General features: G+C 62.0%; 21 protein-coding genes. 12 read left to right on the top strand and 9 right to left on the bottom strand.

Annotated elements, in window-relative coordinates; all coding sequences use genetic code 11:
* Positions 1-2: 2 nt before the first annotated feature.
* Both T8A63_RS17945 and tdh read left to right on the top strand, forming a co-directional pair.
* The gene (locus tag T8A63_RS17945; RefSeq protein WP_322344617.1) at positions 3-1190 is read left to right on the top strand and encodes a glycine C-acetyltransferase; all 1188 of its coding nucleotides are present in this window, start codon (positions 3-5) and stop codon (positions 1188-1190) included.
* Positions 1187-2227, top strand: a complete 1041-nt coding sequence (gene tdh, locus T8A63_RS17940) for an L-threonine 3-dehydrogenase (protein ID WP_067622984.1) — start codon at positions 1187-1189, stop codon at positions 2225-2227. The genes T8A63_RS17945 and tdh overlap by 4 nt, the downstream gene beginning before the upstream one ends.
* 5 nt (positions 2228-2232) lie before the next feature.
* On the opposite strand, the gene T8A63_RS17935 is transcribed toward tdh, so the two are convergent.
* The 3 genes from T8A63_RS17935 to T8A63_RS17925 all read right to left on the bottom strand — a co-directional run bounded on the left by T8A63_RS17935 (position 2233) and on the right by T8A63_RS17925 (position 5921).
* Positions 2233-2961 (bottom strand): metallophosphoesterase family protein, encoded by a 729-nt coding sequence (locus tag T8A63_RS17935; RefSeq protein ID WP_322344616.1) that lies wholly within the window; start codon positions 2959-2961, stop codon positions 2233-2235.
* Between the two features lie 132 nt (positions 2962-3093).
* Positions 3094-4689, bottom strand: a complete 1596-nt coding sequence (serA, locus tag T8A63_RS17930) for a phosphoglycerate dehydrogenase (RefSeq protein ID WP_067622990.1) — start codon at positions 4687-4689, stop codon at positions 3094-3096.
* Between the two features lie 68 nt (positions 4690-4757).
* The gene (locus T8A63_RS17925; RefSeq protein WP_322344615.1) at positions 4758-5921 is read right to left on the bottom strand and encodes a phosphoserine transaminase; all 1164 of its coding nucleotides are present in this window, start codon (positions 5919-5921) and stop codon (positions 4758-4760) included.
* Between the two features lie 154 nt (positions 5922-6075).
* On the opposite strand from T8A63_RS17925, the gene serB reads away from it, so the two are divergent.
* Positions 6076-6951, top strand: coding sequence for a phosphoserine phosphatase SerB (gene serB, locus T8A63_RS17920; protein WP_322344614.1), 876 nt, complete (start codon positions 6076-6078; stop codon positions 6949-6951).
* A 50-nt stretch (positions 6952-7001) separates the two neighbouring features.
* Here serB and T8A63_RS17915 read toward each other — a convergent pair whose 3' ends face one another.
* Positions 7002-7982, bottom strand: a complete 981-nt coding sequence (locus T8A63_RS17915) for an asparaginase (RefSeq protein WP_322344613.1) — start codon at positions 7980-7982, stop codon at positions 7002-7004.
* A gap of 186 nt (positions 7983-8168) precedes the next feature.
* Between T8A63_RS17915 and T8A63_RS17910 the strand changes: the two genes are divergently transcribed.
* Complete coding sequence (locus tag T8A63_RS17910) at positions 8169-8693, top strand: invasion associated locus B family protein (protein WP_416153222.1); 525 nt, start codon at positions 8169-8171, stop codon at positions 8691-8693.
* A gap of 300 nt (positions 8694-8993) precedes the next feature.
* Here T8A63_RS17910 and T8A63_RS17905 read toward each other — a convergent pair whose 3' ends face one another.
* The 4 genes from T8A63_RS17905 to ectA are packed head-to-tail and all read right to left on the bottom strand — an operon-like array spanning position 8994 to position 12713.
* A complete protein-coding gene (locus tag T8A63_RS17905; protein ID WP_322344612.1) occupies positions 8994-10430 on the bottom strand; it encodes an aspartate kinase in 1437 nt (478 codons plus the stop codon).
* 5 nt (positions 10431-10435) lie between these two features.
* Entirely contained in the window at positions 10436-10828 is a 393-nt protein-coding gene (locus T8A63_RS17900; protein ID WP_067625025.1) for an ectoine synthase, read from the bottom strand.
* 5 nt (positions 10829-10833) lie between these two features.
* Positions 10834-12126, bottom strand: a complete 1293-nt coding sequence (ectB, locus tag T8A63_RS17895) for a diaminobutyrate--2-oxoglutarate transaminase (protein WP_322344611.1) — start codon at positions 12124-12126, stop codon at positions 10834-10836.
* A 53-nt stretch (positions 12127-12179) separates the two neighbouring features.
* On the bottom strand, positions 12180-12713 hold the full coding sequence (gene ectA / locus T8A63_RS17890) for a diaminobutyrate acetyltransferase (protein WP_322344610.1): 534 nt from the start codon (positions 12711-12713) through the stop codon (positions 12180-12182).
* Positions 12714-12946: 233 nt separating this feature from the next.
* On the opposite strand from ectA, the gene T8A63_RS17885 reads away from it, so the two are divergent.
* The gene (locus T8A63_RS17885; protein ID WP_322344609.1) at positions 12947-13447 is read left to right on the top strand and encodes a MarR family transcriptional regulator; all 501 of its coding nucleotides are present in this window, start codon (positions 12947-12949) and stop codon (positions 13445-13447) included.
* An 89-nt stretch (positions 13448-13536) separates the two neighbouring features.
* Complete coding sequence (rlmN, locus tag T8A63_RS17880) at positions 13537-14718, top strand: 23S rRNA (adenine(2503)-C(2))-methyltransferase RlmN (RefSeq protein ID WP_067625034.1); 1182 nt, start codon at positions 13537-13539, stop codon at positions 14716-14718.
* Here the strand turns inward: rlmN and T8A63_RS17875 are convergent.
* On the bottom strand, positions 14715-15845 hold the full coding sequence (locus T8A63_RS17875; RefSeq protein ID WP_322344608.1) for an FAD-dependent oxidoreductase: 1131 nt from the start codon (positions 15843-15845) through the stop codon (positions 14715-14717). The two genes, rlmN and T8A63_RS17875, sit on opposite strands and share 4 nt — an antisense overlap.
* Before the next feature lie 235 nt (positions 15846-16080).
* On the opposite strand from T8A63_RS17875, the gene T8A63_RS17870 reads away from it, so the two are divergent.
* From T8A63_RS17870 to T8A63_RS17845, 6 genes are read left to right on the top strand one after another with little or no spacing between them, the layout of a single operon-like run.
* Positions 16081-17568, top strand: coding sequence for an ABC transporter substrate-binding protein (locus T8A63_RS17870; protein WP_322344607.1), 1488 nt, complete (start codon positions 16081-16083; stop codon positions 17566-17568).
* Between the two features lie 50 nt (positions 17569-17618).
* Entirely contained in the window at positions 17619-18563 is a 945-nt protein-coding gene (locus T8A63_RS17865; RefSeq protein ID WP_322344606.1) for an ABC transporter permease, read from the top strand.
* Positions 18560-19378 (top strand): ABC transporter permease, encoded by an 819-nt coding sequence (locus T8A63_RS17860; protein WP_322344605.1) that lies wholly within the window; start codon positions 18560-18562, stop codon positions 19376-19378. The genes T8A63_RS17865 and T8A63_RS17860 overlap by 4 nt, the downstream gene beginning before the upstream one ends.
* Positions 19375-20349, top strand: a complete 975-nt coding sequence (locus T8A63_RS17855; RefSeq protein WP_322344604.1) for an ABC transporter ATP-binding protein — start codon at positions 19375-19377, stop codon at positions 20347-20349. Before T8A63_RS17860 ends, T8A63_RS17855 begins: the two co-directional genes overlap by 4 nt.
* Entirely contained in the window at positions 20342-21130 is a 789-nt protein-coding gene (locus T8A63_RS17850) for an ATP-binding cassette domain-containing protein (RefSeq protein WP_322344603.1), read from the top strand. Before T8A63_RS17855 ends, T8A63_RS17850 begins: the two co-directional genes overlap by 8 nt.
* Complete coding sequence (locus T8A63_RS17845) at positions 21127-21933, top strand: metallophosphoesterase family protein (protein ID WP_067626356.1); 807 nt, start codon at positions 21127-21129, stop codon at positions 21931-21933. Before T8A63_RS17850 ends, T8A63_RS17845 begins: the two co-directional genes overlap by 4 nt.
* Positions 21934-22037 lie beyond the last annotated feature (104 nt).

Raw genomic sequence — 22037 nt, 5'->3', positions numbered from 1 at the left:
TCATGACCCAAGCATTTCTATCCCATGTCACCGACACCCTAGCCGAGATCGACGCCGAGGGCATGATGAAGCGCGAGCGGCTTATCACCACCCCGCAGGGCGGTGAGATCGCGGTGGGTGACCGCGAGGTCATCAACCTCTGCGCCAACAACTATCTCGGCCTCGCCGATCATCCCGAGTTGATCGCCACCGCCAAAGAGGCGATGGACGAGAAAGGATTCGGCATGGCCTCGGTCCGCTTTATCTGCGGCACGCAGGACATCCACCGCGAGTTGGAGCAGAAGCTGGCGGGCTTTCTCGGGCATGACGATTCGATCCTCTTCGCCGCCTGTTTCGACGCCAACGGCGGGCTGTTCGAGCCGCTGCTGGGGCCGGAGGACGCGGTGATTTCAGACGCGCTGAACCATGCCTCGATCATCGACGGCATTCGTCTGTGCAAGGCGAAACGCTACCGCTATGCCAACAGCGACATGGAAGATCTCGAGGCCAAGCTGAAACAGGCCCGCGAGGATGGCGCGCGGTTCATCATGATCGCCACCGACGGGGTTTTCTCCATGGACGGCTATCTGGCGAAGCTGCCCGAGATCACCGCACTGGCCGAGAAATATGAGGCGCTGGTGATGGTCGACGATTGCCATTCCACCGGCTTCATGGGGCCGAAAGGTGCAGGCACCCCGGCGCATCACGGGGTCAAGGTCGACATCGTGACCGGCACGTTGGGCAAGGCGCTTGGCGGGGCGATTGGCGGCTATATCGCCGGGCCGCAGGCGGTGATCGACCTTCTGCGCCAGCGCGCGCGGCCCTATCTGTTTTCCAATTCGCTGCCCTCGTCGATTGTCATGGCAGGGATGCGGGCGCTGGAACTGGTGGAGCAAGGCGATGATCTACGCGCGCAGTTGTTCGAAAACACAGCTTACTGGCGTGCGGGGCTGGAGAAGCTGGGCTTTGACCTGCTGCCCGGCGAGCATCCCATCGTGCCCGTCATGCTGGGCGAGGCGCAACTGGCGCAGGACATGGCGGCGAAACTGTTTGAAGAGGGGGTCTATGTCTCCGGCTTCTTCTTCCCGGTGGTGCCGCGCGGGCAGGCCCGCATTCGCACTCAGATGAACGCAGCCTTAACGCGCGAGCAGCTGGACCGGGCGCTGAAAGCCTTTGAAGTGGCTGGCAAGGCATGTGGGGTGATTGAATGACCACGAATGAAATGAAGGCGCTGTCAAAGCTCCATGCCCGCGAGGGGCTGTGGATGACTCACGCCCCGGTGCCGGAAATCGGCCCGGATGACGTGCTGATTAAGATCAACAAGACCGGTATCTGCGGCACCGATATCCACATCTGGAACTGGGACGATTGGGCCGCCGGGACGGTGCCGGTGGGGCTGATCACCGGCCATGAGTTCGCGGGCGAGATCGTCGAGTTGGGCCGCAATGTGGAAGGGCTTGAGATCGGGCAGCGTTGCTCGGGCGAGGGGCATTTGATCGGCAAACAGTCACGCCAAAGCCGTGCGGGCAAATTCCACCTCGATCCCGCGACGCGGGGTATTGGAGTGAACGAGCAGGGGGCTTTCGCGCAGTACCTCAAGCTGCCCGCCTTCAACGTTGTCCCGCTGCCGGATGAGATTTCCGACGACATCGGCGCGATCCTCGATCCCTTGGGTAACGCGGTGCATACAGCGCTCAGCTTCGATCTGGTGGGTGAGGATGTGTTGATCACAGGCGCGGGCCCCATCGGCATCATGGCCGCCGCTGTCGCGCGGCATGTGGGCGCGCGGCATGTGGTGATTACGGATGTGAACCCTGCGCGGCTGACGCTTGCGGAAAAAGTCGCCGATGTGGTGACGGTTAATGTCGCCGAGGAGAATTTGGCGGACGTCATCCCACGGTTGAAGATGAAACAGGGCTTTGACGTCGGTTTAGAGATGTCCGGCAACCAACAGGCGCTCGATCAGATGGTCGAGGCCATGACTATGGGCGGGCGCATCGCGATGCTGGGCATCCCGCCGGGCAAGTCGCCGGTGGACTGGAGCCGGATCGTTTTCAAAGCCATCACCATCAAGGGCGTCTATGGCCGCGAGATTTTCGAGACGTGGTACAAGATGATCGCCATGCTGGAAAACGGGCTCGACGTCTCGCAGATCATCACCCATCGCTTCGGCGTAGATGATTTCGAGAAGGGCTTCGCCGCGATGAAGTCCGGCCAATCGGGCAAAGTAGTCCTCGACTGGACGTGAACCAATCAGGGGCGCAGGCGATTGCGCCCCTGTTGCGTCAGAACCCAAACGTCTTCGCCCTCAAACACCGCTGCACAGAGCGGTTTTCCGTAGCCCGCGCCGGTGTCGAGGTTGACGCGGTTACCGTAATGCATGGCGCTGTCCACCGGCGTGTGGCCGTGGACGACCAGCTTGGGATGGGGCGCGGTGTATTCGTGAAACTCCTTGCGGATCCACAGCAGGTCATTCTCGGTCTGATCATCCAGCGGCACCCCGGGGCGGATACCCGCATGGGCAAAGAAGTGGTCGGGCGTTTGATGCGACAGCGCGAGGGTTTTCAAGAAATCGACATGCGCCTGCGGCACCGCTTCGCGGGCCTTTGCATGAACGTCTGACATCCGGTCGCGTCCGTTGACGGGTACACCGTAAGAACCAAGCGTCGTGTCGCCGCCTAAGCGCGGGTTCAGCCAATTCAGTTCAACCAGCAAAAGCGGATCGTGACGCGGGAAATCCTCCATGAACCAGCTGAACATGCGGTCATGATTGCCCATGAGGAAGGTCCAGTTGCGCCCCTCGGCCTTGCCCTGCGCCAGCCGGTCGATCACCGCTTTGCTGTCGGGGCCGCGGTCGGTGTAATCGCCAAGGAAGACGATGCGCGCGTCCGGCCCGCCGTCTTCTTCGATCAAGGTTAACACGCGCTCAAGCTCGGCGGCGTAACCGTGGATGTCTCCGATGGCGTAGATGGGGCTGGGCATATTCGTTCCTATCCTTCTGCACCCCCTCGTGATGCCGCAAAGCCACCGCGAAGGAAAGGCTCAGTCAAAGGATGCCGCCAAAAGCAAAAGCGCCCCACGAGGGGGCGCTTTCAGATTGTGCAGTTGCGAGGCTTAGGCCACGTCGAATTGCAGCGGCTTGATCTGCCGGAACATGCCGGTGTCGCGCAGCTTGCCGATCACGGTTTCTGGCACCTGATCGTCAACATAGAGCAGGGCAATAGCCTCGCCCTTGGCGGTGTGGCGGCCCAAGGTGAAGTTGGCAATGTTCACGCCGTTCTCGCCCATGGTCTGGCCCAAGGTGCCGATGATGCCCGGCACGTCTTCGTTGGTGGTGTAGAGCATGTGCTCCCCGATCTCGGCGTCGATGGTGATGCCTTTGATCTGGATAAAGCGCGGCTTGCCGTCCGAGAACACGGTGCCCGCGATGGAGCGCTCGCGCTTTTCGGTCACCACGGTCACTTTGACATAGCCGTCGAAGACGCCGGATTTGTCTTGGTTGGTGGTGCTGATCTGAATGCCCTTTTCGCGGGCGACCACGGGGGCGGAAACCATGTTCACATCCGGGTTGGCGCGTTTCATGATACCCGCCACGACGCCACAGTTCAGCGCCTTGAGGTTCATCTGTGCGACGGAGCCGTCATAAAGGATATTGATCGCCTTGATCGGCTCGTCGGTCATCTGACCGATGAAGGCACCGAGGTGACCAGCCAGTTTGACCCATGGGCCCATGACCTTGGCTTCTTCGGCGGTGACCGATGGCATGTTCAGCGCGTTGGTCACGGCACCGGTCAGCAGGTAGTCCGACATCTGCTCGGCCACTTGCAGGGCCACGTTTTCCTGCGCTTCGGTGGTCGCGGCACCAAGGTGCGGCGTGCAGACCACGTTGGGCAGGTTGAACAGCGGGTTCTCCTTGGCTGGTTCCTCGGCGAAGACATCGAAACCCGCGCCCGCCACATGGCCGGATTTCAGCAGGTCGGCGAGTGCTTCTTCGTCAACCAGACCGCCGCGGGCACAGTTGATGATACGCACGCCGGGCTTGGTCTTTTCAAGGTTCTCGCGGCTGAGGATATTCGCCGTCTGCTCGGTGAAGGGAACATGGAGGGTGATGAAATCGGCGCGAGTCAGCAGCTCGTCGAGCTCGACCTTTTCGACACCCATCTTCTCGGCCTTTTCCTCGCCCAAGAAGGGGTCATAGGCCACGACTTTCATCTTGAGGCCCCGCGCGCGGTCGCAAACGATGCCGCCGATGTTGCCCGCGCCGATGACGCCCAGCGTCTTGCCGGTCAACTCAACGCCCATGAACTTCGACTTTTCCCATTTGCCCGCGTGGGTGGAGGCCGACGCTTCGGGGATCTGACGCGCCACGGCGAACATCATCGCGATGGCATGTTCGGCAGTGGTGATCATGTTGCCGAAGGGCGTGTTCATCACGATCACACCCTGTTTCGACGCGGCTTCCTTGTCGATGTTGTCGGTGCCGATGCCCGCGCGGCCGACCACTTTGAGGTTCGGCGCATTGGCGAGGATCTTTTCCGTCACCTTGGTGGCGGAGCGGATCGCGAGGCCGTCATAGTTGCCGATAACTTCGGCCAGTTTGTCTTTGTCCTTGCCCAGATCGGGCTGGAAATCAACGTCGATGCCACGGTCGCGAAAGATTTGAACGGCGGCTTCCGACAGGCTGTCGGAGATGAGTACTTTGGGAGCCATTTTTGTGGTCCTTTTCAAAAATATGGGGGCAGGGGCGGCGCGTGGGATCACGCGCCCGCCGGAATGCTTTAGGCGTTGATTTCGGCTTCAAAGGCCCATTCGAGCCACGGCAGCATCGCTTCGATATCAGCCGTTTCAACCGTGCCGCCGCACCAGATGCGCAGGCCCGGAGGGGCATCGCGGTAAGCGCCGACGTCGAGCGCCGCACCTTCGTCCGCAAGCCGTTTGGCCACGGCCTTGGCAAAGGCTGCACCGTCCTGAATGCGATCATCGGTGAACTTCAGGCAGACCGAGGTGTTGGACCGTGTCGCCGGATCGGTGGCGAGGAAATCAATCCAGTCATGCGCTTCGACGAATTCGGCGATGGCCGCCGTATTGGCATCGGCCCGTCCGATCAACCCCTTGAGGCCGCCTACGGATTTCGCCCAATCGAGTGCCAGCAGGTAATCTTCGACGCAAAGCATGGAGGGCGTGTTGATCGTCTCGCCTTTAAAGATGCCCTCGTTCAGCTTGCCGCCTTTGGTCAGGCGGAAGATTTTTGGCAGGGGCCATGCGGGGGTGTAGCTTTCCAACCGCTCAACTGCGCGGGGGCTCAGGATCAGCATGCCATGCGCCGCTTCGCCGCCCAGCACCTTCTGCCAAGAGAAGGTCGTCACATCCAGTTTGTCCCAGGGCAGGTCCATCGCGAAGGCCGCCGAGGTGGCATCGCAGAGCGTCAGACCCGCGCGGTCCGCAGGGATCGCGTCGCCGTTCGCCATGCGCACGCCGGAGGTGGTGCCGTTCCATGTGAAGCAGACGTCGTTGTCATAGTTCAGCGCGGCCATGTCGACGATCTCGCCGTATTCGGCGGTGTGGACCTGCGCTTCGATTTTCAGCTGCTTGACGACATCGGTAACCCAGCCTGCGCCGAAGGATTCCCATGCCACCATCTCAGCCGGGCGTTCGCCCAAGAGCGACCACATGGCCATCTCGAATGCGCCGGTGTCAGACGCGGGCACGATGCCGATGCGGTAATCCGCAGGCACGCCGAGCACCTCGCGGGTGGTCTCGATTGCCTCAAGCAGCTTGGCCTTGCCGGGTGCGGCACGGTGGCTGCGGCCCAATGGTGCGTCCGCCAGCTTGGTGAGATCGAATGTGGGGATTTTGGCGCAGGGGCCGGAAGAGAAACGCGGATTTGCCGGTACGGCAACAGGTTTCGTGTCCGGGCGCGATGCCGGTTGTGTAATAGCCATTTATGCTACCCTCTCAGATAATCGCCCTTCGTTGGGGAAGGGTGTCCCACTTGCCGAGATACGCGGGGAGGCCGGGCTGGCGCAAGTCGCAAAATGGCGCTAGGACGCCGGTCATGTCGCTTTGCGCGGCGCGAATGATGCGGATCGGAAACTTATGTTCACGGCAATCTTGTTGACCTCCCCCTTCAACCCCTCCCTCGATGCGGCGCTGGTTGAAAGCCTGCGCAACGCTTGGGGCGGGGGCGACGCACTTTGGCTGGCCCCGGATGAGGCGGCGGAATTCTCGCTGGCCCAGCTGCCGGAAAACCGTTGGGACGTTTGGGAAAGCTGCCAATCTATGGGCGTCGATCTGGTGATCGTGCCCAGCGAAGGCCGCCGCAAGAAGATGCTGCTGGCCGATATGGACAGCACGATGATCCAGCAGGAGTGCATCGACGAATTGGCCGAGGAAGCGGGCGTTGGCGCGCATGTGAAAGAGATCACCGCCCGCGCCATGAACGGTGAGTTGGACTTCGACGGCGCGCTGCGCGAACGTGTCGGTCTGTTGAAAGGGCTGGAGGCCGCTGTCATCGACAAGGTCTTGGCTGAGCGGATCACCCTGATGCCCGGCGGCGGTGCCTTGGTGGGCACGATGAAGGCCAATGGCGGCTATGCCGCATTGGTTTCGGGCGGGTTCACTGCCTTCACTGCCAAAGTGGCCGAGATGCTGGGCTTTGATGAGAACCGCGCCAATACGCTGCTGGTCGATGGGGCCGCGCTGACCGGCGATGTGGGTATGCCGATCTTGGGGCGCGAGGCCAAAGTCACCGCGCTGGAAGAGATCACCGCAAAGCTGGGGATCACCGAAGATCAGGTTGTCGCCGTGGGCGACGGGGCCAATGATCTGGGCATGTTGGGGCGGGCTGGCATGGGCGTGGCGCTGCACGCAAAGCCGTCGGTCGCGGCGGAATGCGACATCCGCGTCAATTTCGGCGATCTGACCGCGCTGCTGTTCGTACAGGGCTATGCGCGCACTGAATTTGCGGGCTGAGACTGCGTGGTGCTGCGGCTTCGTTTAAGCAAAGCGGCAGCGCGATAGGCTTACAGCAGTCCCGCCGCTGGTTTCAGCATCCCGGTCTCAAGCCCGCGCCAGTTGGTGATCGGCGTGTTCATCCGCTTGATCGCCGCCGGGTGACTGGCGTCCAGCGCCCCCAATTTGACCAACAGCGCGGTGATCGCGCATTCGGCGGCGCGGGTGGTGCCGCAGGCGGCTTTGAGCGCGATGCCCAACTTGCGCTCGGGCCAGATCGCGATGAAGAAGCCTTCGGCCCCAGTTTTCAGTGCTACCTTGCCGTCCATCGCCCGCATCAGTTCCGTGCAGGCACGGCCTTCGCCGGCGACGAGTTCAGGGTGTAGGCGCATGGCTTGGTGCAGGCGCGCCTCAGCAGAGCCTTCGGGGGCGGCGGCGAAATGGGCCATCGCGCGGGCCATGCCGTGCAGGGTGCAGGCCGGGTTGGGGGCCGAACAGCCGTCGATGCCATAGCCGGGCGAGGTTTCTTGGGTGACCGTTTCAAACGCTTCAAGGCAGGCTTTTTGCACCGCGTGATCGGGCTTTTCGTAATCCGCCCCCCCGCCGAGGTGCTTGTTCAGCGTGAGGAATCCCGCGTGTTTGCCTGAGCAGTTGTTGTGGATCTGGCAGGATTTCTCATGCGCGCGGATCAGCCCCTCCATCGCGTCGCGGTCATTGGGTTCTTGCGCGCCGCAGCGGAAGTCGTCGTCACTCAGCCCCAGCGTGTCGAGCCATACGCCCACCCGGTCGGTGTGGATGGCGGCACCTTGGTGCGAGGCACAGGCGAGGGCCAGCTGTTCGGTGCTCAGTCCCGCTTTGTCGGCCGCGCCGGAATTGATCAGCGGCAGCGCTTGGATCATCTTGGAAGACGAACGCGGCAGGATCACCTTTTCCGGATCGCCCCATGCTTCGACGATCTGGCCGCTCGCATCGCAGATCACGGCATGACCGGAATGAACGCTTTCCAGAAAGGGTCCGCGCCAGATTTCCGCAAATGGGGCTGCTTTGGTCATGAGGTTCATCCTGTTTCTGGGCGAAATCCTGCCAATCAGGGTTTCGTCGGTCGCGCGTTTGCCGTTATTGTGGTTGGTGTCGAACAGATAGCAGACACCCGCAAGAGAGCAACCCGCCCAAGGTTGCCCGGACGGGGTCTGTGGACGTGTTGAGGTCAAGGACGGCTGGAGGCTGGACAGATGGGAATGATGAAGACATGTGGTCTTGCACTTGGGGCGCTCGCCCTTGTGGCAAGCGGCGCTGTGGCGCAGGAGCAGAGCACCAACCGGGTGGCTGCCAAGACCGACTGGAGCGTCTTTGTAGAAGATAACCCGACAGAATGCTGGGGCGTTTCAACGCCTAAGGAAGTCGTCAACACGCGCGATGGGCGTGTTGTGGCGGTGAACCGGGGTCAGACATTGCTGATGGTATTCTACCGCCCCTCGGCTGAGGCCAAGGGTCAGGTCGCCTTTACCGGCGGGTATCCTTTCGCCTCGGGATCGACGGTCAATATGAACATTTCCGGCAATGAGTTCGAGCTGTTCACCGAAGGCGAGTGGGCCTGGCCGGCAACCACGGCGGATGATGCCAAGATCATCGCGGCAATGAAGCGCGGCGCGGATGCGACACTGACAGCGCGGTCTTCGCGCGGGACGCAGACCAAGGACACATTCTCGCTGCTGGGCTTTACCGCGGCGGTCGAAGATGCGGAGAAGCGCTGCGGGGGGTGAGCCTCTGAGATTTGAGAGTTTGGGACGGCCTCGCGATTGCGGGGCCGTTTTTGTTTGTGGTGAACGTGCCACCCGGACCCGGGACAAGCCGCAGGCGCCGGGCCATCGCCTGCCCGCCCCCCGGGTAGGCGATTTGGTGAGGCTGGGTGTGACTTCGCGGGCGCACACCATGGTTGAGGCATAAAGTGGTATCGAAGATATGTTGGTTCGCCGACCCGCGGGCAGGCGATGGGCCTTGCACGAAGAAGCCGCGGCCTCCTTTCGGAAGCCGCGGCTCATAGTGCATCAGCTATGTCGGTGTCAGGCCGCCCGCGAAAGCGGCGTCGCAGCCTCTTCTTCGATAAACGCGCCGTGCAGCGCTTTGATCACCGGCTGCAGCGACTCGCGCTCGACGATGAACTGCACGTCCACGTTGCGCGGACCTTGGCTCGCGCCGATTGCCGTCTGACCGGCCTCGGCAATGGCCACGAGACCGCGTTGCAACACCGACAGCCCGTTCAGGTCACGCCCGATGACCGAGGCCATCGACAGCGTTTTCGTCGTGATCTCTGCAGCGGGATAGATCTGTGCCAGATCCTTCTCCACCCGGCGCATCGTCTTGAGCGACGCATCAAGGTAGTGCGTGATCGTATTGGCGTTCGACACCTTCGAGACGATCCGTACATTGTGCCGTGTCAGCACGTCGAGAATCGCGGTGTCGTAGCCTTTCACGCCGACCATGTCCTGTTCGAACAGCTCAAACGCGACAATGTCCAAACCCGTGACGATCTCTACCGCAGGCGTCTCGGCCTTGCGGTCGTCGATCAGCGTGCCGGGGTCTTCGGGCTCAAAGGCGTTGGTCACGCGCAGCGGCACATCGGCCTGACGCAGGGTCTTGGCTGCCTTGGGGTGGATCGCCTCCATCCCCATGTTCGACAGCTGATCCGCCACGTCATAGTTCGTGCGCCCGATCTTTTTGACGGCATGTTCGCCGACCAGTTTCGGATCGCAGGACGACAGGTGGAATTCCTTGTGAATGATCGCCTCACGCGCACCCGTCAGGGCAGCGAGCTTGGAGAAGGTCACCTCTGAATAGCCACGGTCGAACTCACGCATCAGCCCTTCGGCGCATTGCGCATAGCCGGTGACGATGGGCATTTCCGTATGCGGGTCGATGCCCTCCATCGCCTGCGCGATGCGCTCGTCCAGCGTGACATTGCCCTCATCGCGCCAACCGGACAGGTCAACGAAACGGGCGTTCACACCAGCGCGTTGCAGCATGATTGTGGTGACGAAAGCGGAATGCGCCTCGCCCAGACCGGACAGCAGCTCGCGGATCTGCAACATGTGTTCCGACAGGCGGAAGTGGCCGTAGGCGCACAGACGCTGCAGATCGATCAAGCAGTTGCGGGCGCCGTGGGTGCGCTCGGACACAAAGGCGTCGGCCTGCTCAATATCGCCGGGATGCTCCAGCACCTCGCGGTGCACGCGCTGCATCTCGGCAGACACACGAGTCAGCGCCTCATGCCAGCCGTGATCGTTGCTGGCATTGGCAAGATGCGCGTAAACGCCCGGCTCGCCGGATTTCTTGTGCTCCAGCAGCAGGTTCGTGATCCCGCCAAAGGCGGAGACCACGAAAATGCGCCCATAGATGTCCGCGCCCTTACGGTCACCGACAAAGAGCGTATCTTTGAGCTGGTTCACGCGGGACATGGACGTCCCGCCGATTTTTTCGACAGTGTGGGACGGTTGAGTCATATAACTTACGCTACCTCCTCGGCAGGCGCATAGGAGCCGTCTTCACGGTGCACTTCGTTGCCGGTGACCGGCGGGTTGAAGCAGCACGCCATGTGCAGTTCTTCCTCTGCGCGCAGGGTGTGTTTGTCGTTCAGGTTCAGGGCGTACATCACGCCGGGGGTGATCTCATGGGTCTCGCCAGTGGCGAGATCGGTGATCGACCCCTTGCCCTTCATGCAATAGACGCTCTCAAAGTGGTGCTTGTAGTGGAACGTGTGTTCCGACCCGGCCTCAAGAACGGTGATGTGGAAAGAGAATCCCATCTTGTCATCAGCCAAAAGCAAGCGTGTGGACGTCCATTGAGCGTCACCAACGTGACGGTCTGTGCCCTGAAGTTTGTTAAAATCACGTACAATCATCGGTATTACTCCGCTGCCAGTTTCATGTTGCCCGTCACGTCACGGGTCGCTTGAAGGAGGATATCAAACCCTTCGCGCATGACCTTCTCCGGCGTGGTGAGCGGGGCAAGATATTTAACGATTTCGTCGTTCGCGCCCGATGTTTCGATGACGAGGCCCAATTCATAGGCACGCGCACAGATTGCACCGGCCAATTCGCCCGAGCCGACATCGACACCCTGCATCAGGCCGCGGCCTTTCAGCGTGGCACCGTCGACCAGATCGGCGACGTCCTTGAGCGCGGTGGTCAGTACCACGGCTTTTTCGGCCAGCGACTTTTCGAATTTATCGTCGGACCAGAATTTCTCAATCGCGACGCGGGCGGTGACAAAGGCGTGGGAGTTGCCACGGAAGGTGCCGTTGTGCTCGGCTGGCTTCCAGATGTCATGCTCAGGTGCAATCAACAGGGCCGCGAAGGGCAGGCCGAAACCGGAAAGCGATTTCGCTTGGGTCACCATGTCGGGCTTGATGCCGGACGCCTCAAACGAAAAGAAGCTGCCCGAACGGCCACAGCCAGCCTGAATGTCGTCGATGATCAGCAGCGCGCCATGCTTGCGGGCGATTTTCTCGATGCCCTGCATCCATGCGTCGGAGGCCGCGTTCAGACCGCCTTCGCCTTGGATCGGCTCAAAGATGAATGCCGCAGGCGCGTCGATGCCCGAGGAGGGGTTCGACAGCATGGCGTCGATCATTTCCAGCGTGTCGACGTTTTCGCCCAGCGACCCCTCGAAAGGCATGTGCGTCACATCGGCCAACGAGCCACCGCCCGCGCCGCCGCGTTTGCCTTTGTTGCCGGTCAGCGCCAGCGCGCCCATGGTCATGCCATGGAAGCCGTTGGTGAAGGAGATCACATTGGTCCGGCCCGTCACCTTGCGCGCCAGCTTGATCGCGGCTTCGACCGCGTTGGTGCCGGTCGGGCCGGTCATCATGACTTTGTAGTCCATGCCGCGCGGCTTGAGGATGTTTTCCTCATAAGCCTTTAGAAAGGCAGCCTTGGTGTCGCTATGGAAGTCGAGACCATGGGCGATGCCATCGTTGGTGATGTGTTCCACCAGCGCGGCCTTCATGTCAGGGTCGTTGTGGCCATAGTTCAACGAGGAGCAACCGGCGAGGAAATCGATGTAGCGATTGCCCTCTTCATCGAACATCTCCGACCCGCTGGCGCGGGTGAAAACGGCGTTCATGCCACGGCAATAGGAGCGTGCTTCGCTCTCGCGGCGGGTAAAGATGGTCGTGTTCTGTGCCATGTCCTTAGGCATAGGAATATCCTTTCTCTTCAAGAGAATCTGTCGTGTGAATTATCAGCTGCGGTTTACGCGGCGCGTTTGAGCGCGGCAGTCTCGGGCAGCGTGATCGTCACCATATGTTCGGTGTCATGTGCGCCCTCGAAATGGGCGTCTTTGGTAAAGTGGGGCGCATCCGAAAGGTCGCCGCCGACGTGATTGGCAAAGCTGCGGAACAGCCCCCAGGAGGCGTCGTTGTCCCGGGTGATCGTGGTCTTGAGGGTCTTGGCGTCCTCGGTCTCATCGCGGTTCACCAGTTCCACCAGCATGGTTTTACCCAACCCAAGGCCGCGGGCCTTGGGGCTAACGGCAACCTGCCAGACAAAGAAGGCGTCTTGGGCAGGGATCATATGGCCGGAGATCCATCCAACGATGTCACCGTCCATCTCAGCCACAACACAGGTATCGCGGAAGTGGTCGGCCTGGATCAGGTTCGCGTAAAGCGAGTTCTCGTCGAGCGGCTTGCAGTCGCGAATCAACTGCCAAATGGCAGCTCCGTCCTCGGCATTGGGCTTGCGCAGTTTGGGTGTGCGGGCTTTTTTCATGTCGAGTTCATTCTGCATCCGTTCGGGGCTCCCTTATTGTTTCGATAAGCTAAGTAGGGCATGTGCGGTCATACTTCAACATTCAAAGCAAAATACCTCAAAATACGCTCATAGCGTTGTTTCAGAGGCATGCTCATGTGCATATTTGTTTCGTAAGGCTAACGAAATTGGCGTGTTTCGCTTAGCTATACTAAGCGTTAGGGCAGTTGAGAGCGATTGCTGAAATCGTCCCCATTGTGCAATGATGCACCATGACGCAAAAACATCCCGACCGGATCGACGAGAGTCTGATCGCTTTACGCCGCATTTTGCGCGCTACCGAACTCTATGCCCGCGATTTGGCGCAGGCCGCAGGGGTAACCCCGGCGCAACTGCGGGTTTTGCAGATCGTCGGAGAGAAGAAGGACCCCACCGCCAAGACCCTCGCCAACCAGATGGGCGTCAGCCAAGCCACCGTGACCGCTTTGGTCGATAAGCTGGTGGCACGCGAATTGGTATCGCGGCAGCCCTCGGCGCAGGACCGTCGGCAGACCAATATCACCCTGACCACCCAAGGTGAGGATGTGTTGGAAGAAGCCCCCGATGCCTTGCAGCAACGCTACGTCCGCGCCTTTGCGGATCTTGCGGATTGGGAGCAGGCGCAGCTGGTGTCTTCGTTAGAACGGGTGGCGTCGATGCTGAATGTAGACAGTCTGGATGCCGCGCCGGTTCTGGCGACGGGTGAATTGCGGACAAGCAAGAAGGCCTATTGAGCGCGGCTCTATGCCCGCGCGGCCAAACCCTTTTGCAAATCGCGTCATTTCTTATATAGAGACCCATCCCTAGCCTGTGAGTCTTTGCAATGTCCGCTTCCGCGCCCATCACCCAAGACGTGATGACCCTTCCCCGCAAGTTGCCTGAGGGGCCGATCAACCTTGTCGGTCTGACCCGTGACGCCATGCGCGATGTGTTGATCGCAAACGGCACGCCTGAGAAACAGGCAAAGATGCGTGTGGGGCAAATCTGGCAGTGGATTTATCAGTGGGGTGTGCGTGACTTCGACTCCATGACCAACCTTGCCAAAGGCTACCGCGCTGAACTGGCAGAGAAATTCGTGATCGAAGTACCTGAGGTCGTGACCCGTCAGGAAAGCGAAGACGGTACGCGCAAGTATCTTGTGCGGATCGCAGGCGGGCATGAGGTTGAGGTGGTCTATATCCCCGAAGAGGGCCGCGGCACGCTTTGTGTGTCCAGCCAAGTGGGCTGCACGCTGACCTGTTCCTTCTGCCACACGGGCACGCAGAAACTGGTGCGTAATCTTACCGCCGCTGAGATTATCGGGCAGGTTATGGTGGCGCGCGACGATCTGGATGAATGGCCCGAGACTGGCACTCGGACCGAAGAGGCCCGTCTTTTGAGCAATATCGTGCTGATGGGTATGGGCGAGCCGCTGTACAATTTTGAGAACGTGCGCGACGCGATGAAGATCGCGATGGACCCCGAGGGCATCCAGCTTTCGCGCCGCCGGATTACGCTCTCGACCTCCGGCGTTGTGCCTGAGATCCATCGCACCGCCGCCGAAATCGGCTGCCAATTGGCCGTGTCCTTTCACGCCACCACCGATGAGGTGCGCAACAAGCTGGTGCCGATCAACAAGCGTTGGAACATCGAAGAACTGCTCGACGCCCTACGCGCCTATCCCAAGGTCAGCAACTCCGAGCGGATCACGTTTGAATATGTGATGCTGAAGGGCGTGAACGACAGCGACGAAGACGCGCATCGGCTCGTTGAGTTGATCAAGGGCATCCCGGCCAAGATCAACCTGATCCCCTTCAACGAATGGCCCGGTTCGCCTTACGAGCGGTCGTCCAACAACCGCATCCGCGCTTTTGCCGATATCGTCTATAACGCGGGCTATGCCTCGCCCGTGCGTAAACCACGTGGCGAAGACATCATGGCCGCTTGTGGTCAGTTGAAATCGGCCACCGAACGCGCACGTAAGTCGCGCAAGCAGATCGAAGCTGACGCCGGGATGGGCGGCTAAGCCAATCCCGCACGGCCCCTGGCAAGGGCTGCAGCAGTGACCCCCTCGGCGGCAATGTCGCCGGGGATGTCTTCTCCCCGCAGCAAAGCGGCGGCAAGGCGCGCCAGCGCCGGCGCGGTCTGGATGCCATAGCCACCTTGGCCCGCTAGCCAGAAGAACCCCTCTCCCTCGGGATCAAATCCGGCCACCGGATCACCGTCGGGCAGGAAACTGCGCAGCCCTGCCCAGCGGCTTTCAATGCGGGGGCGGTGAAGGTCGAATGCGGTTTCGATCCGGTCGATACAGATCGCGATATCCAATTCCTCGGGCTGGGCGTCACAAGGGGGCGAGGGCGTGGCGTCCGCAGGTGAAATCAGCAGCTTGCCCGCATCGGCCTTGAGGTAAAACTGCTCATCGATATCCACCACCATCGGCCAACGGTCCGGTGCCATGCCATCGGGTGGTGCCACCGTCAGCGCCGTGCGGCGTTTCGGGGTGAGACCCGCAGGTGCAAGCCCGGCCAGCGTCGCGATCTCATCGGCCCAAGCCCCAGCGGCATTGACGATGACCGGCGCGTGGAAGATGCCTTGGTTCGTGTCGACCTGCCAACCCCCTTCTTTGCGAAGCGCCCGCACCTCGGCCTTGGTTTGCAAGACACCGCCTGCGGCGCGGAAGGTCTTGAGGTAATGTTGATGCAGCGCATTCACGTCGATATCCGCCGCCGAAGCATCGCGCAGCCCGGCGCTGGCATAGCCCTTGCGCAGCAGCGGCACGAGTGTCTCGATTTCGGCCCCGGTCAGCGGGGTGACATGGGGCCCCAGTTCCTCGGCGGTGCGCGCCAGCGCCGCCTTCTGATCCTGCCGCGCGACGAACACCGCGCCGCGTGGTTCCAGCAGCGGATGCTCCAGATGGGGGCTGGCGGGGGCGTGAAAGAAAGCGGCGGAGGAGCGGGAGAGGGCGCGGATCACCTCCGGCCCATAGGTCACGGTAAACAGGGCGGCAGAGCGGCCCGTGGTGTGATAGCCCGGCTGGCTTTCCCGTTCCAACAGCAGCACCCGGCGGTCGCTGGACAGTTCAGCGGCGACAGAAGCGCCCGCGATGCCCGCGCCAATGACAATGCAATCGAAACCTGTCGTAGAAATATCCATAATCCGCCCTCTCTGCGCGGAAGCTAGCACCGCCGATTGCCGCGCAAAAGGGGCGATCCCCGTCCCCTTTCCGCTTCTGGGGCCGCTCGGTGAAATCCGCCATATTGTTGCAATTACATGAAGTTTTCCCGCAGTGCGCCAAAGCCGTTGACCGAACGCCCCCGCCCGGCGCAGTCTGTCACAAAGGGGCGCGCGGCAGGGCCGAACACGCCCCTCCCCACAGGAGTGCTGCCCCATGTCTCATTTGCCCCTTACCAAAACCCTTCCTGCGCTGACGCTGGCCTTTGGCCTGATGGCCTCAGCCTCTGCCGCTGCCGAGCTTGTCATCGGCATGCAGCAGGAGCCCACGTCGCTTGACCCGACAGCGGATGCGACCGCCTCCATCGACAGCATGATGACGCAAAACGTCTTTGAACCGCTGACCACCGTGGCGGAAAACGGCGAGGTGCAGCCCAACCTCGCGGCCTCTTGGGAGGTATCTGAAGACGGGCTGACCTATAGGTTCACCTTGGCCGAAGGCGTGACCTTCCACGATGGCAGCACGCTCGACGCCGAGGATGTGGTCTATTCCTTCGAGCGGGCCATGGGCGAACACAGCGTGAATCCCTCCAAGGACATCTTCGAGCCGATCGAGAGCGTCAAAGCGGTCGACTCGCAGACGGTCGAGATCACGCTTTCGGGCAAAGACGCCTTTTTCCTCTTCAACATGGGGCAGGGCGACAGCGCCATCGTGGCCTCGGAGAGCGCGGAGACCAACAACGCCAACCCCGTGGGCTCCGGCCCCTTCAAGTTTGACAGCTGGACCCGTGGCGACCGTCTGACTTTGGTCAAGAACCCCGATCACCGCGATGCGGCGGATGTGGCGCTGGACAAGGTGGTGTTTCGCTTCATCTCAGACCCCGCCGCGGCGACAGCGGCAATGATGGCCGAAGAGCTTGACGCATTCCCCGGTTTCCCCGCGCCGGAACTGCTGCCGCAGTTCGAAGCCGACCCGCGCTTCCGCGTCAACGTTGGCTCGACCGAGGGCGAAGTGATCCTCGCCATGAACAACGCCAAGCCGCCCTTCGACAACGTCGAGGTGCGCCGCGCCGTGGCCACCGCCATCGACCGCGACGAGATCATTGAAGGCGCAATGTATGGCCAAGCGGTGCCCATCGGCAGCTTCTACCCGCCGCATGGCACCGCCTATGTCGACCTGACGGACGCCTATCCGCATGACAGCGCCAAGGCCGAGGAAATGTTTGAGGCGGCAGGCGTGGCAGGCACCACCATGACCCTGCGCGTGCCGCCGTTCCCCTACGCCACCCGCTCGGCTGAGATCATTCAGAACCAGCTTTCAGAGGCCGGGATCGACGCCAAAGTTGAGAATGTCGAATGGGGCTTCTGGATCGATGAGGTCTATAAGCAAAAGAACTACGACATGACGATCATCGCCCACACCAGTCCCAACGACATGGGCAATTTCGCCCGTGGGCCGGACTACTTCTACGGCTATGACAATGCCGAGATGACCGCCCTATGGGAGCAGATCACGACAGAGGTCGACCCGGCCAAGCGCGATGAATTGCTCAAGCAGGGCCAGCAGATGCTGTCGGATCAGTCTGTTCATGCTTTCCTGTTCCAGCTGCCACTGCTCGGTGTTTTCCGCGAGGGGGTCGAAGGCTATTGGTCCTCTTCGCCCGTGCTCTACATGCCGCTCAAGGGCGTCAGCGTCGCAAATTGATCTAAACCGGCTGCGGTGCCGCGCGTGCCGCAGCCATTGGACCTGATCCCGTGGCCTATTTCCTATTCCGCCGCACGCTTGGTTTCGTGCTGACCCTGCTGGCCGTGTCGGTCGTGGTCTTTGCCGTGATGAACGTGCTGCCGGGCGATCCAGCGCTGACGATCCTTGGGATGGATGCCTCGGACGATGCGCTAGCCGCTTTGCGCGAGCAGTTGGGGCTGAACGCGCCGCTGGTGACGCGCTATTTCTCATGGGTCTGGAACGCCTTGCAGGGAGATTTCGGGATCAGCCATTCTTTCCGTGTCCCGGTCTCGGAGCTGATTTCCGAGCGGCTGCCGATGACCATTTCACTTGCTGTGGCGGGGATGTTGGTGACGCTGGTGCTTGCCCTGAGCCTTGGCATCACGGCGGCGGCGCAGCATGGCCGCGCGGGCGACTGGGGGGTGATGTTCCTCAGCCAGCTTGGCATCGCCGTGCCGGCGTTCTGGCTGTCGATCCTCTTGGTGATGCTCTTTGCGGTGAAGCTGCGTTGGCTGCCCCCCGGGGGCTTTGCGGGCTGGGACGATCCGGTCGCTGCGCTGCGCTCGCTCATTCTGCCCACGGTGGCGCTGGCACTGGTACAGTCGGCGGTGCTGGCACGGGTCACGCGGTCTTCGGCGTTGGAGGTGATGCGGCAGGATTTCGTGCGCACCGCGCGGGCCAGTGGGTTGTCGCGGCGGCGGGTGCTTTGGCGGCATGTGCTGCCCAATGCGCTGGTGCCGATCGTGACCATCGTGGGCATGCAATTCGCCGCGTTGGTCACCGGCACCATCGTGATTGAGAACGTCTTTTACCTGCCGGGGCTGGGGCGGCTGATTTTTCAATCCATCGCCAACCGTGACCTGCCCACGGTGCAAGCGCTGGTGATGCTTTTCGCCGCCATCGTGGTGACGGCGAATTTCGTGGTCGACCTGCTTTACGTGGTCATCGACCCCCGGCTGAAGGCCCGAGCATGAGGCCGCTTCCGGCGAATTTTCTGCTGGGCGCGGTGCTGGTCAGCCTCGTGGTTGGGGTGGCGGCGCTGTCGCTGATCTGGACCCCGCATGACCCGCAGACGATGTCGATCTCGACCAAATTCGCGCCGCCTTCGGCAGAGCATTGGCTAGGCACCGATCAGTTGGGTCGCGATGTCGTGGCGCAGCTTATGGCGGCGGCGCGTAATTCGATGACTGTGGCGCTGGTGGCGGTGCTTTTGGGCGGCAGCATCGGCGTGGCGCTTGGGTTGCTCGCCTCGGCGCTTGGCGGTTGGGTCGAGGATGCGGTGATGCGGCTGGCCGATCTGGGTTTCGCCTTTCCCGCGCTGCTCTTTGCGATCATGCTGGCGGCGGTCTTTGGGCCGTCGCTGACCAATGCGGTGCTGGCGATCTCGTTTATCAACATCCCCATCTTCGCCCGCGTCACCCGTGCCTCTGCCAATCAAATCTGGACGCGCGATTATGTCGCCGCTGCACGCGCGGCGGGGCGGGGGCGTTTCGCGATCAGCCGCGATCACGTCCTGCCCAATATCGCCGCGGCCATCATCGTGCAGGCCACCATCGAATTTGCCGTGGCAATCCTCGCCGAAGCGGCGCTGAGCTATCTTGGCCTCGGCGCGCAGCCGCCTGCGTCAAGCTGGGGGCGGATGTTGTCGGAGGCGCAGACGTTGATGTATCTCGCCCCGCAGCTGGCAATCTATCCCGGCCTTTGCATCGTCGTGGCGGTGCTGGGGTTCGGCCTTCTGGGCGACGGGCTGCGTGATATCACTGACCCGAGGTTGGTGCGCGCGCGATGATCGAACTCAGCAATCTCTCGGTCTATTTCGGCCATGCGGCGGCGCTGCGTGATGCCAATCTGGTGATCGAGCGCGGCGACCGCTTGGGTGTCGTGGGTGAAAGCGGTTCGGGCAAGACGCTTCTGGCCCTGTGCCTGATGGGCATGGCCCCCGACAGCGCGCGCCTGACCGGACAGCTTCGCATCGACGGGCAGGATATGGCCCGGGCGGCCGAGCGGGACTGGCAGAGGCTGCGCAGCCGCCGCGTCGCGATGGTGTTTCAGGAGCCGATGGCGGCGCTCAACCCGCTGCGGCGGGTGGGCGATACGGTGATGGAGCCGATGCTGCTGCACGACGGGCTGACGCGCCGCGCGGCCCGCGCCCGCGCGCTGAGCCTGTTCGAAGAGGTGGGCATTCCCGACCCAGATCGACGCCTGCGGCAATTCCCGCATGAGATGTCGGGCGGGCAGCGCCAGCGGGTGTTGATCGCGCTGGCCTTGGCCTGCAATCCGATGCTGCTGATCGCGGATGAGCCGACCACGGCGCTGGATGCCAATGTCGCGCTGCGGATCACCGACCTGTTGCAACGGCTCGCGCGGGAGCGGCAAATGGCGCTGGTTTTCATCAGCCATGACCTCGCCGCCGTGGCGCGCGCCACCGAAGACATTGTGGTGATGTATGCTGGCGATATGGTTGAGCGGGGCCGCACGGCAGAGGTGCTTGGCGCGCCCGCGCATCCCTATACCAAGGGGCTCTTGGGTGCGCGGCCCGATGCCGGTGTGGCGGGGCGGGATGCGCAAGGAAAGCGCCGCAGGCTGCCGACCATTCCCGGCACTGTGCCGCCGCTGCATGCGCTGCCGTTGGGCTGCCGTTTCTCGGGGCGCTGCCCGGCTGAGCTGCCCCATTGCGCCACGCAGCGCCCGGCCTTTGCGCAGACTGAAACGGGGCGCGGCGCCGCCTGTCATTTGCTGACGGAGCCGCGGCATGACTGACGCGCCGCTCTTGCAGGTCCGCAACCTGACCCGCCGCTACAAGCTGCCGCGTCAAAGCCTGCTGCGCGCCCCGCCGGTGCTGACCGCGCTGGAGGGGGCGGCGTTTTCGCTGCACGCGGGCGAGACCTTGGGCGTGGTCGGCGAAAGCGGTTCGGGCAAATCGACATTGGCGCGGCTCATCATGGCGTTTGAGCGTCCGGACGCGGGGGAGGTGCTGTTTCAAGGGCGCGATCTGCATGAGCTTCGGGGCGAAGAGCTGCGCCGGCTGCGGCGCGGTTTTCAGATGGTGTTTCAAGACCCTTTCGGCTCGCTCAACCCGCGCCGCCGCATTGGCTGGTCCATCTCCGAGCCTCTGCGCGCTAACGGAGAGACGGAGAATATTACCCATCGCGTCGCCGAAGCCTTGGCGCAGGTCGGGCTGCATCCAGCCGACGCAGGCAAATATCCGCATGAATTCTCGGGCGGGCAGCGCCAGCGCATCGCCATCGCCCGCGCCATCATCACCCGCCCCGCGCTTTTGGTCGCGGATGAGGCGGTCTCGGCCCTTGATGTCTCGGTTCAGGCGCAAATCCTTAATCTTCTGATGGACCTGCAAGATGATCTGGGCCTCGGGATGGTGTTCATCAGCCATGACCTCGCGGTGGTGGGGGCGGTCTGTGACCGGGTGCTGGTGCTGCAGCACGGTAAAACGCTTGAGAGCGGTGCGGCCGCTGATGTGTTGCGCGCGCCCAAGCACCCTTATACGAAAACCCTGCTGACAGCCGCAGGAGTACGCCCATGACCCGTTTCGTCCACCTGACCGACCTGCATATCTCGCACCCCGATTTGGCCGACCCGCATCTGCAAAGCGACACGCCCGCCACCCTGCGCCGCGTGGTTGAGGTGATCAACGCGATGGACCCGCAGCCCGACTTTGTCGTGGCCAGCGGCGATCTGACCAATCAGGGCGACCGGGAAAGCTATGCGCTGGTGCACGAGATCACGGCCCCGCTGAAAGCGCCGCTGGTGATGGCCCTTGGCAACCACGACAAACGCGCCGGGTTCAACGCGGTCTTTGCGCCGGGGCTGGCTGATGCGCCCTATTTCCACGACGCGCCGCAGGGTGATCTGCATGTTATTGCGCTGGACAGCAGTGTACCGGGCAAGGTGGCCGGGGCGCTGGATGACGCGCAGTTCGAGTTTCTACAGGCGGCGCTGCAGCGTCACCCCGAACTGGCGAAACTCTTGGTTATTCACCACCCGCCGCGCATTGATCCCGAAGCGCTGGCGTGGGGCAGTTTGGATAAGGCCAGCAGCGCGCGTTTGGCTGCAATGTTAAAGGGACAGCATATGGCGGGGATCCTTTCGGGCCATGTACATGTGAACCGGGTGAGCCATTGGCACGGCATCCCGGTGGTGATCTCCAACGGGCTGCATTCTACCATCGATCTGACCGAAACCCGCGATTTGCGCATCGTTGAGGGCACCGGATTCGGGATCTGCGAATGGCATCCCAGCGGCCTGAGTGTTTCTTTCGCGCCGCTTGACCCGACGGCGCGTGAATTGGCACGGATTGATCGTGAGCAGCTAAAATCCTTTGAATAGAACAGCATCCGCCGCGCAAAGTCGTCGCTATAGGCACCATGCCGCGCCGCAGTAAAAAAATTTTTGTTGACCCTCAACTTTTTTAATCTCACACAACGAGAGAC

The sequence above is a fragment of the Sulfitobacter sp. OXR-159 genome, assembly GCF_034377145.1.
In the GTDB taxonomy this organism is placed as follows: Bacteria; Pseudomonadota; Alphaproteobacteria; order Rhodobacterales; family Rhodobacteraceae; genus Sulfitobacter.
Note: the sequence above shows the minus strand (reverse complement) of the source record. Positions and strands in the feature narration are given on the sequence as shown.

Bases quoted from the DNA above. Each gene is read 5' to 3' on its own strand.
- T8A63_RS17845 (WP_067626356.1), top strand. From the start codon at position 21,127: ATGACCCGTTTCGTCCACCTGACCGACCTGCATATCTCGCACCCCGAT.
- T8A63_RS17885 (WP_322344609.1), top strand. From the start codon at position 12,947: ATGACGCAAAAACATCCCGACCGGATCGACGAGAGTCTGATCGCTTTA.
- ectB (WP_322344611.1), bottom strand. From the start codon at position 12,126: ATGCCTAAGGACATGGCACAGAACACGACCATCTTTACCCGCCGCGAG.
- T8A63_RS17910 (WP_416153222.1), top strand. From the start codon at position 8,169: ATGATGAAGACATGTGGTCTTGCACTTGGGGCGCTCGCCCTTGTGGCA.
- T8A63_RS17870 (WP_322344607.1), top strand. From the start codon at position 16,081: ATGTCTCATTTGCCCCTTACCAAAACCCTTCCTGCGCTGACGCTGGCC.
- T8A63_RS17915 (WP_322344613.1), bottom strand. From the start codon at position 7,982: ATGACCAAAGCAGCCCCATTTGCGGAAATCTGGCGCGGACCCTTTCTG.
- T8A63_RS17900 (WP_067625025.1), bottom strand. From the start codon at position 10,828: ATGATTGTACGTGATTTTAACAAACTTCAGGGCACAGACCGTCACGTT.
- T8A63_RS17850 (WP_322344603.1), top strand. From the start codon at position 20,342: ATGACTGACGCGCCGCTCTTGCAGGTCCGCAACCTGACCCGCCGCTAC.
- serA (WP_067622990.1), bottom strand. From the start codon at position 4,689: ATGGCTCCCAAAGTACTCATCTCCGACAGCCTGTCGGAAGCCGCCGTT.
- T8A63_RS17925 (WP_322344615.1), bottom strand. From the start codon at position 5,921: ATGGCTATTACACAACCGGCATCGCGCCCGGACACGAAACCTGTTGCC.
- rlmN (WP_067625034.1), top strand. From the start codon at position 13,537: ATGTCCGCTTCCGCGCCCATCACCCAAGACGTGATGACCCTTCCCCGC.
- T8A63_RS17875 (WP_322344608.1), bottom strand. From the start codon at position 15,845: ATGGATATTTCTACGACAGGTTTCGATTGCATTGTCATTGGCGCGGGC.
- T8A63_RS17855 (WP_322344604.1), top strand. From the start codon at position 19,375: ATGATCGAACTCAGCAATCTCTCGGTCTATTTCGGCCATGCGGCGGCG.
- T8A63_RS17945 (WP_322344617.1), top strand. From the start codon at position 3: ATGACCCAAGCATTTCTATCCCATGTCACCGACACCCTAGCCGAGATC.
- ectA (WP_322344610.1), bottom strand. From the start codon at position 12,713: ATGCAGAATGAACTCGACATGAAAAAAGCCCGCACACCCAAACTGCGC.
- T8A63_RS17935 (WP_322344616.1), bottom strand. From the start codon at position 2,961: ATGCCCAGCCCCATCTACGCCATCGGAGACATCCACGGTTACGCCGCC.
- serB (WP_322344614.1), top strand. From the start codon at position 6,076: ATGTTCACGGCAATCTTGTTGACCTCCCCCTTCAACCCCTCCCTCGAT.
- tdh (WP_067622984.1), top strand. From the start codon at position 1,187: ATGACCACGAATGAAATGAAGGCGCTGTCAAAGCTCCATGCCCGCGAG.
- T8A63_RS17905 (WP_322344612.1), bottom strand. From the start codon at position 10,430: ATGACTCAACCGTCCCACACTGTCGAAAAAATCGGCGGGACGTCCATG.
- T8A63_RS17860 (WP_322344605.1), top strand. From the start codon at position 18,560: ATGAGGCCGCTTCCGGCGAATTTTCTGCTGGGCGCGGTGCTGGTCAGC.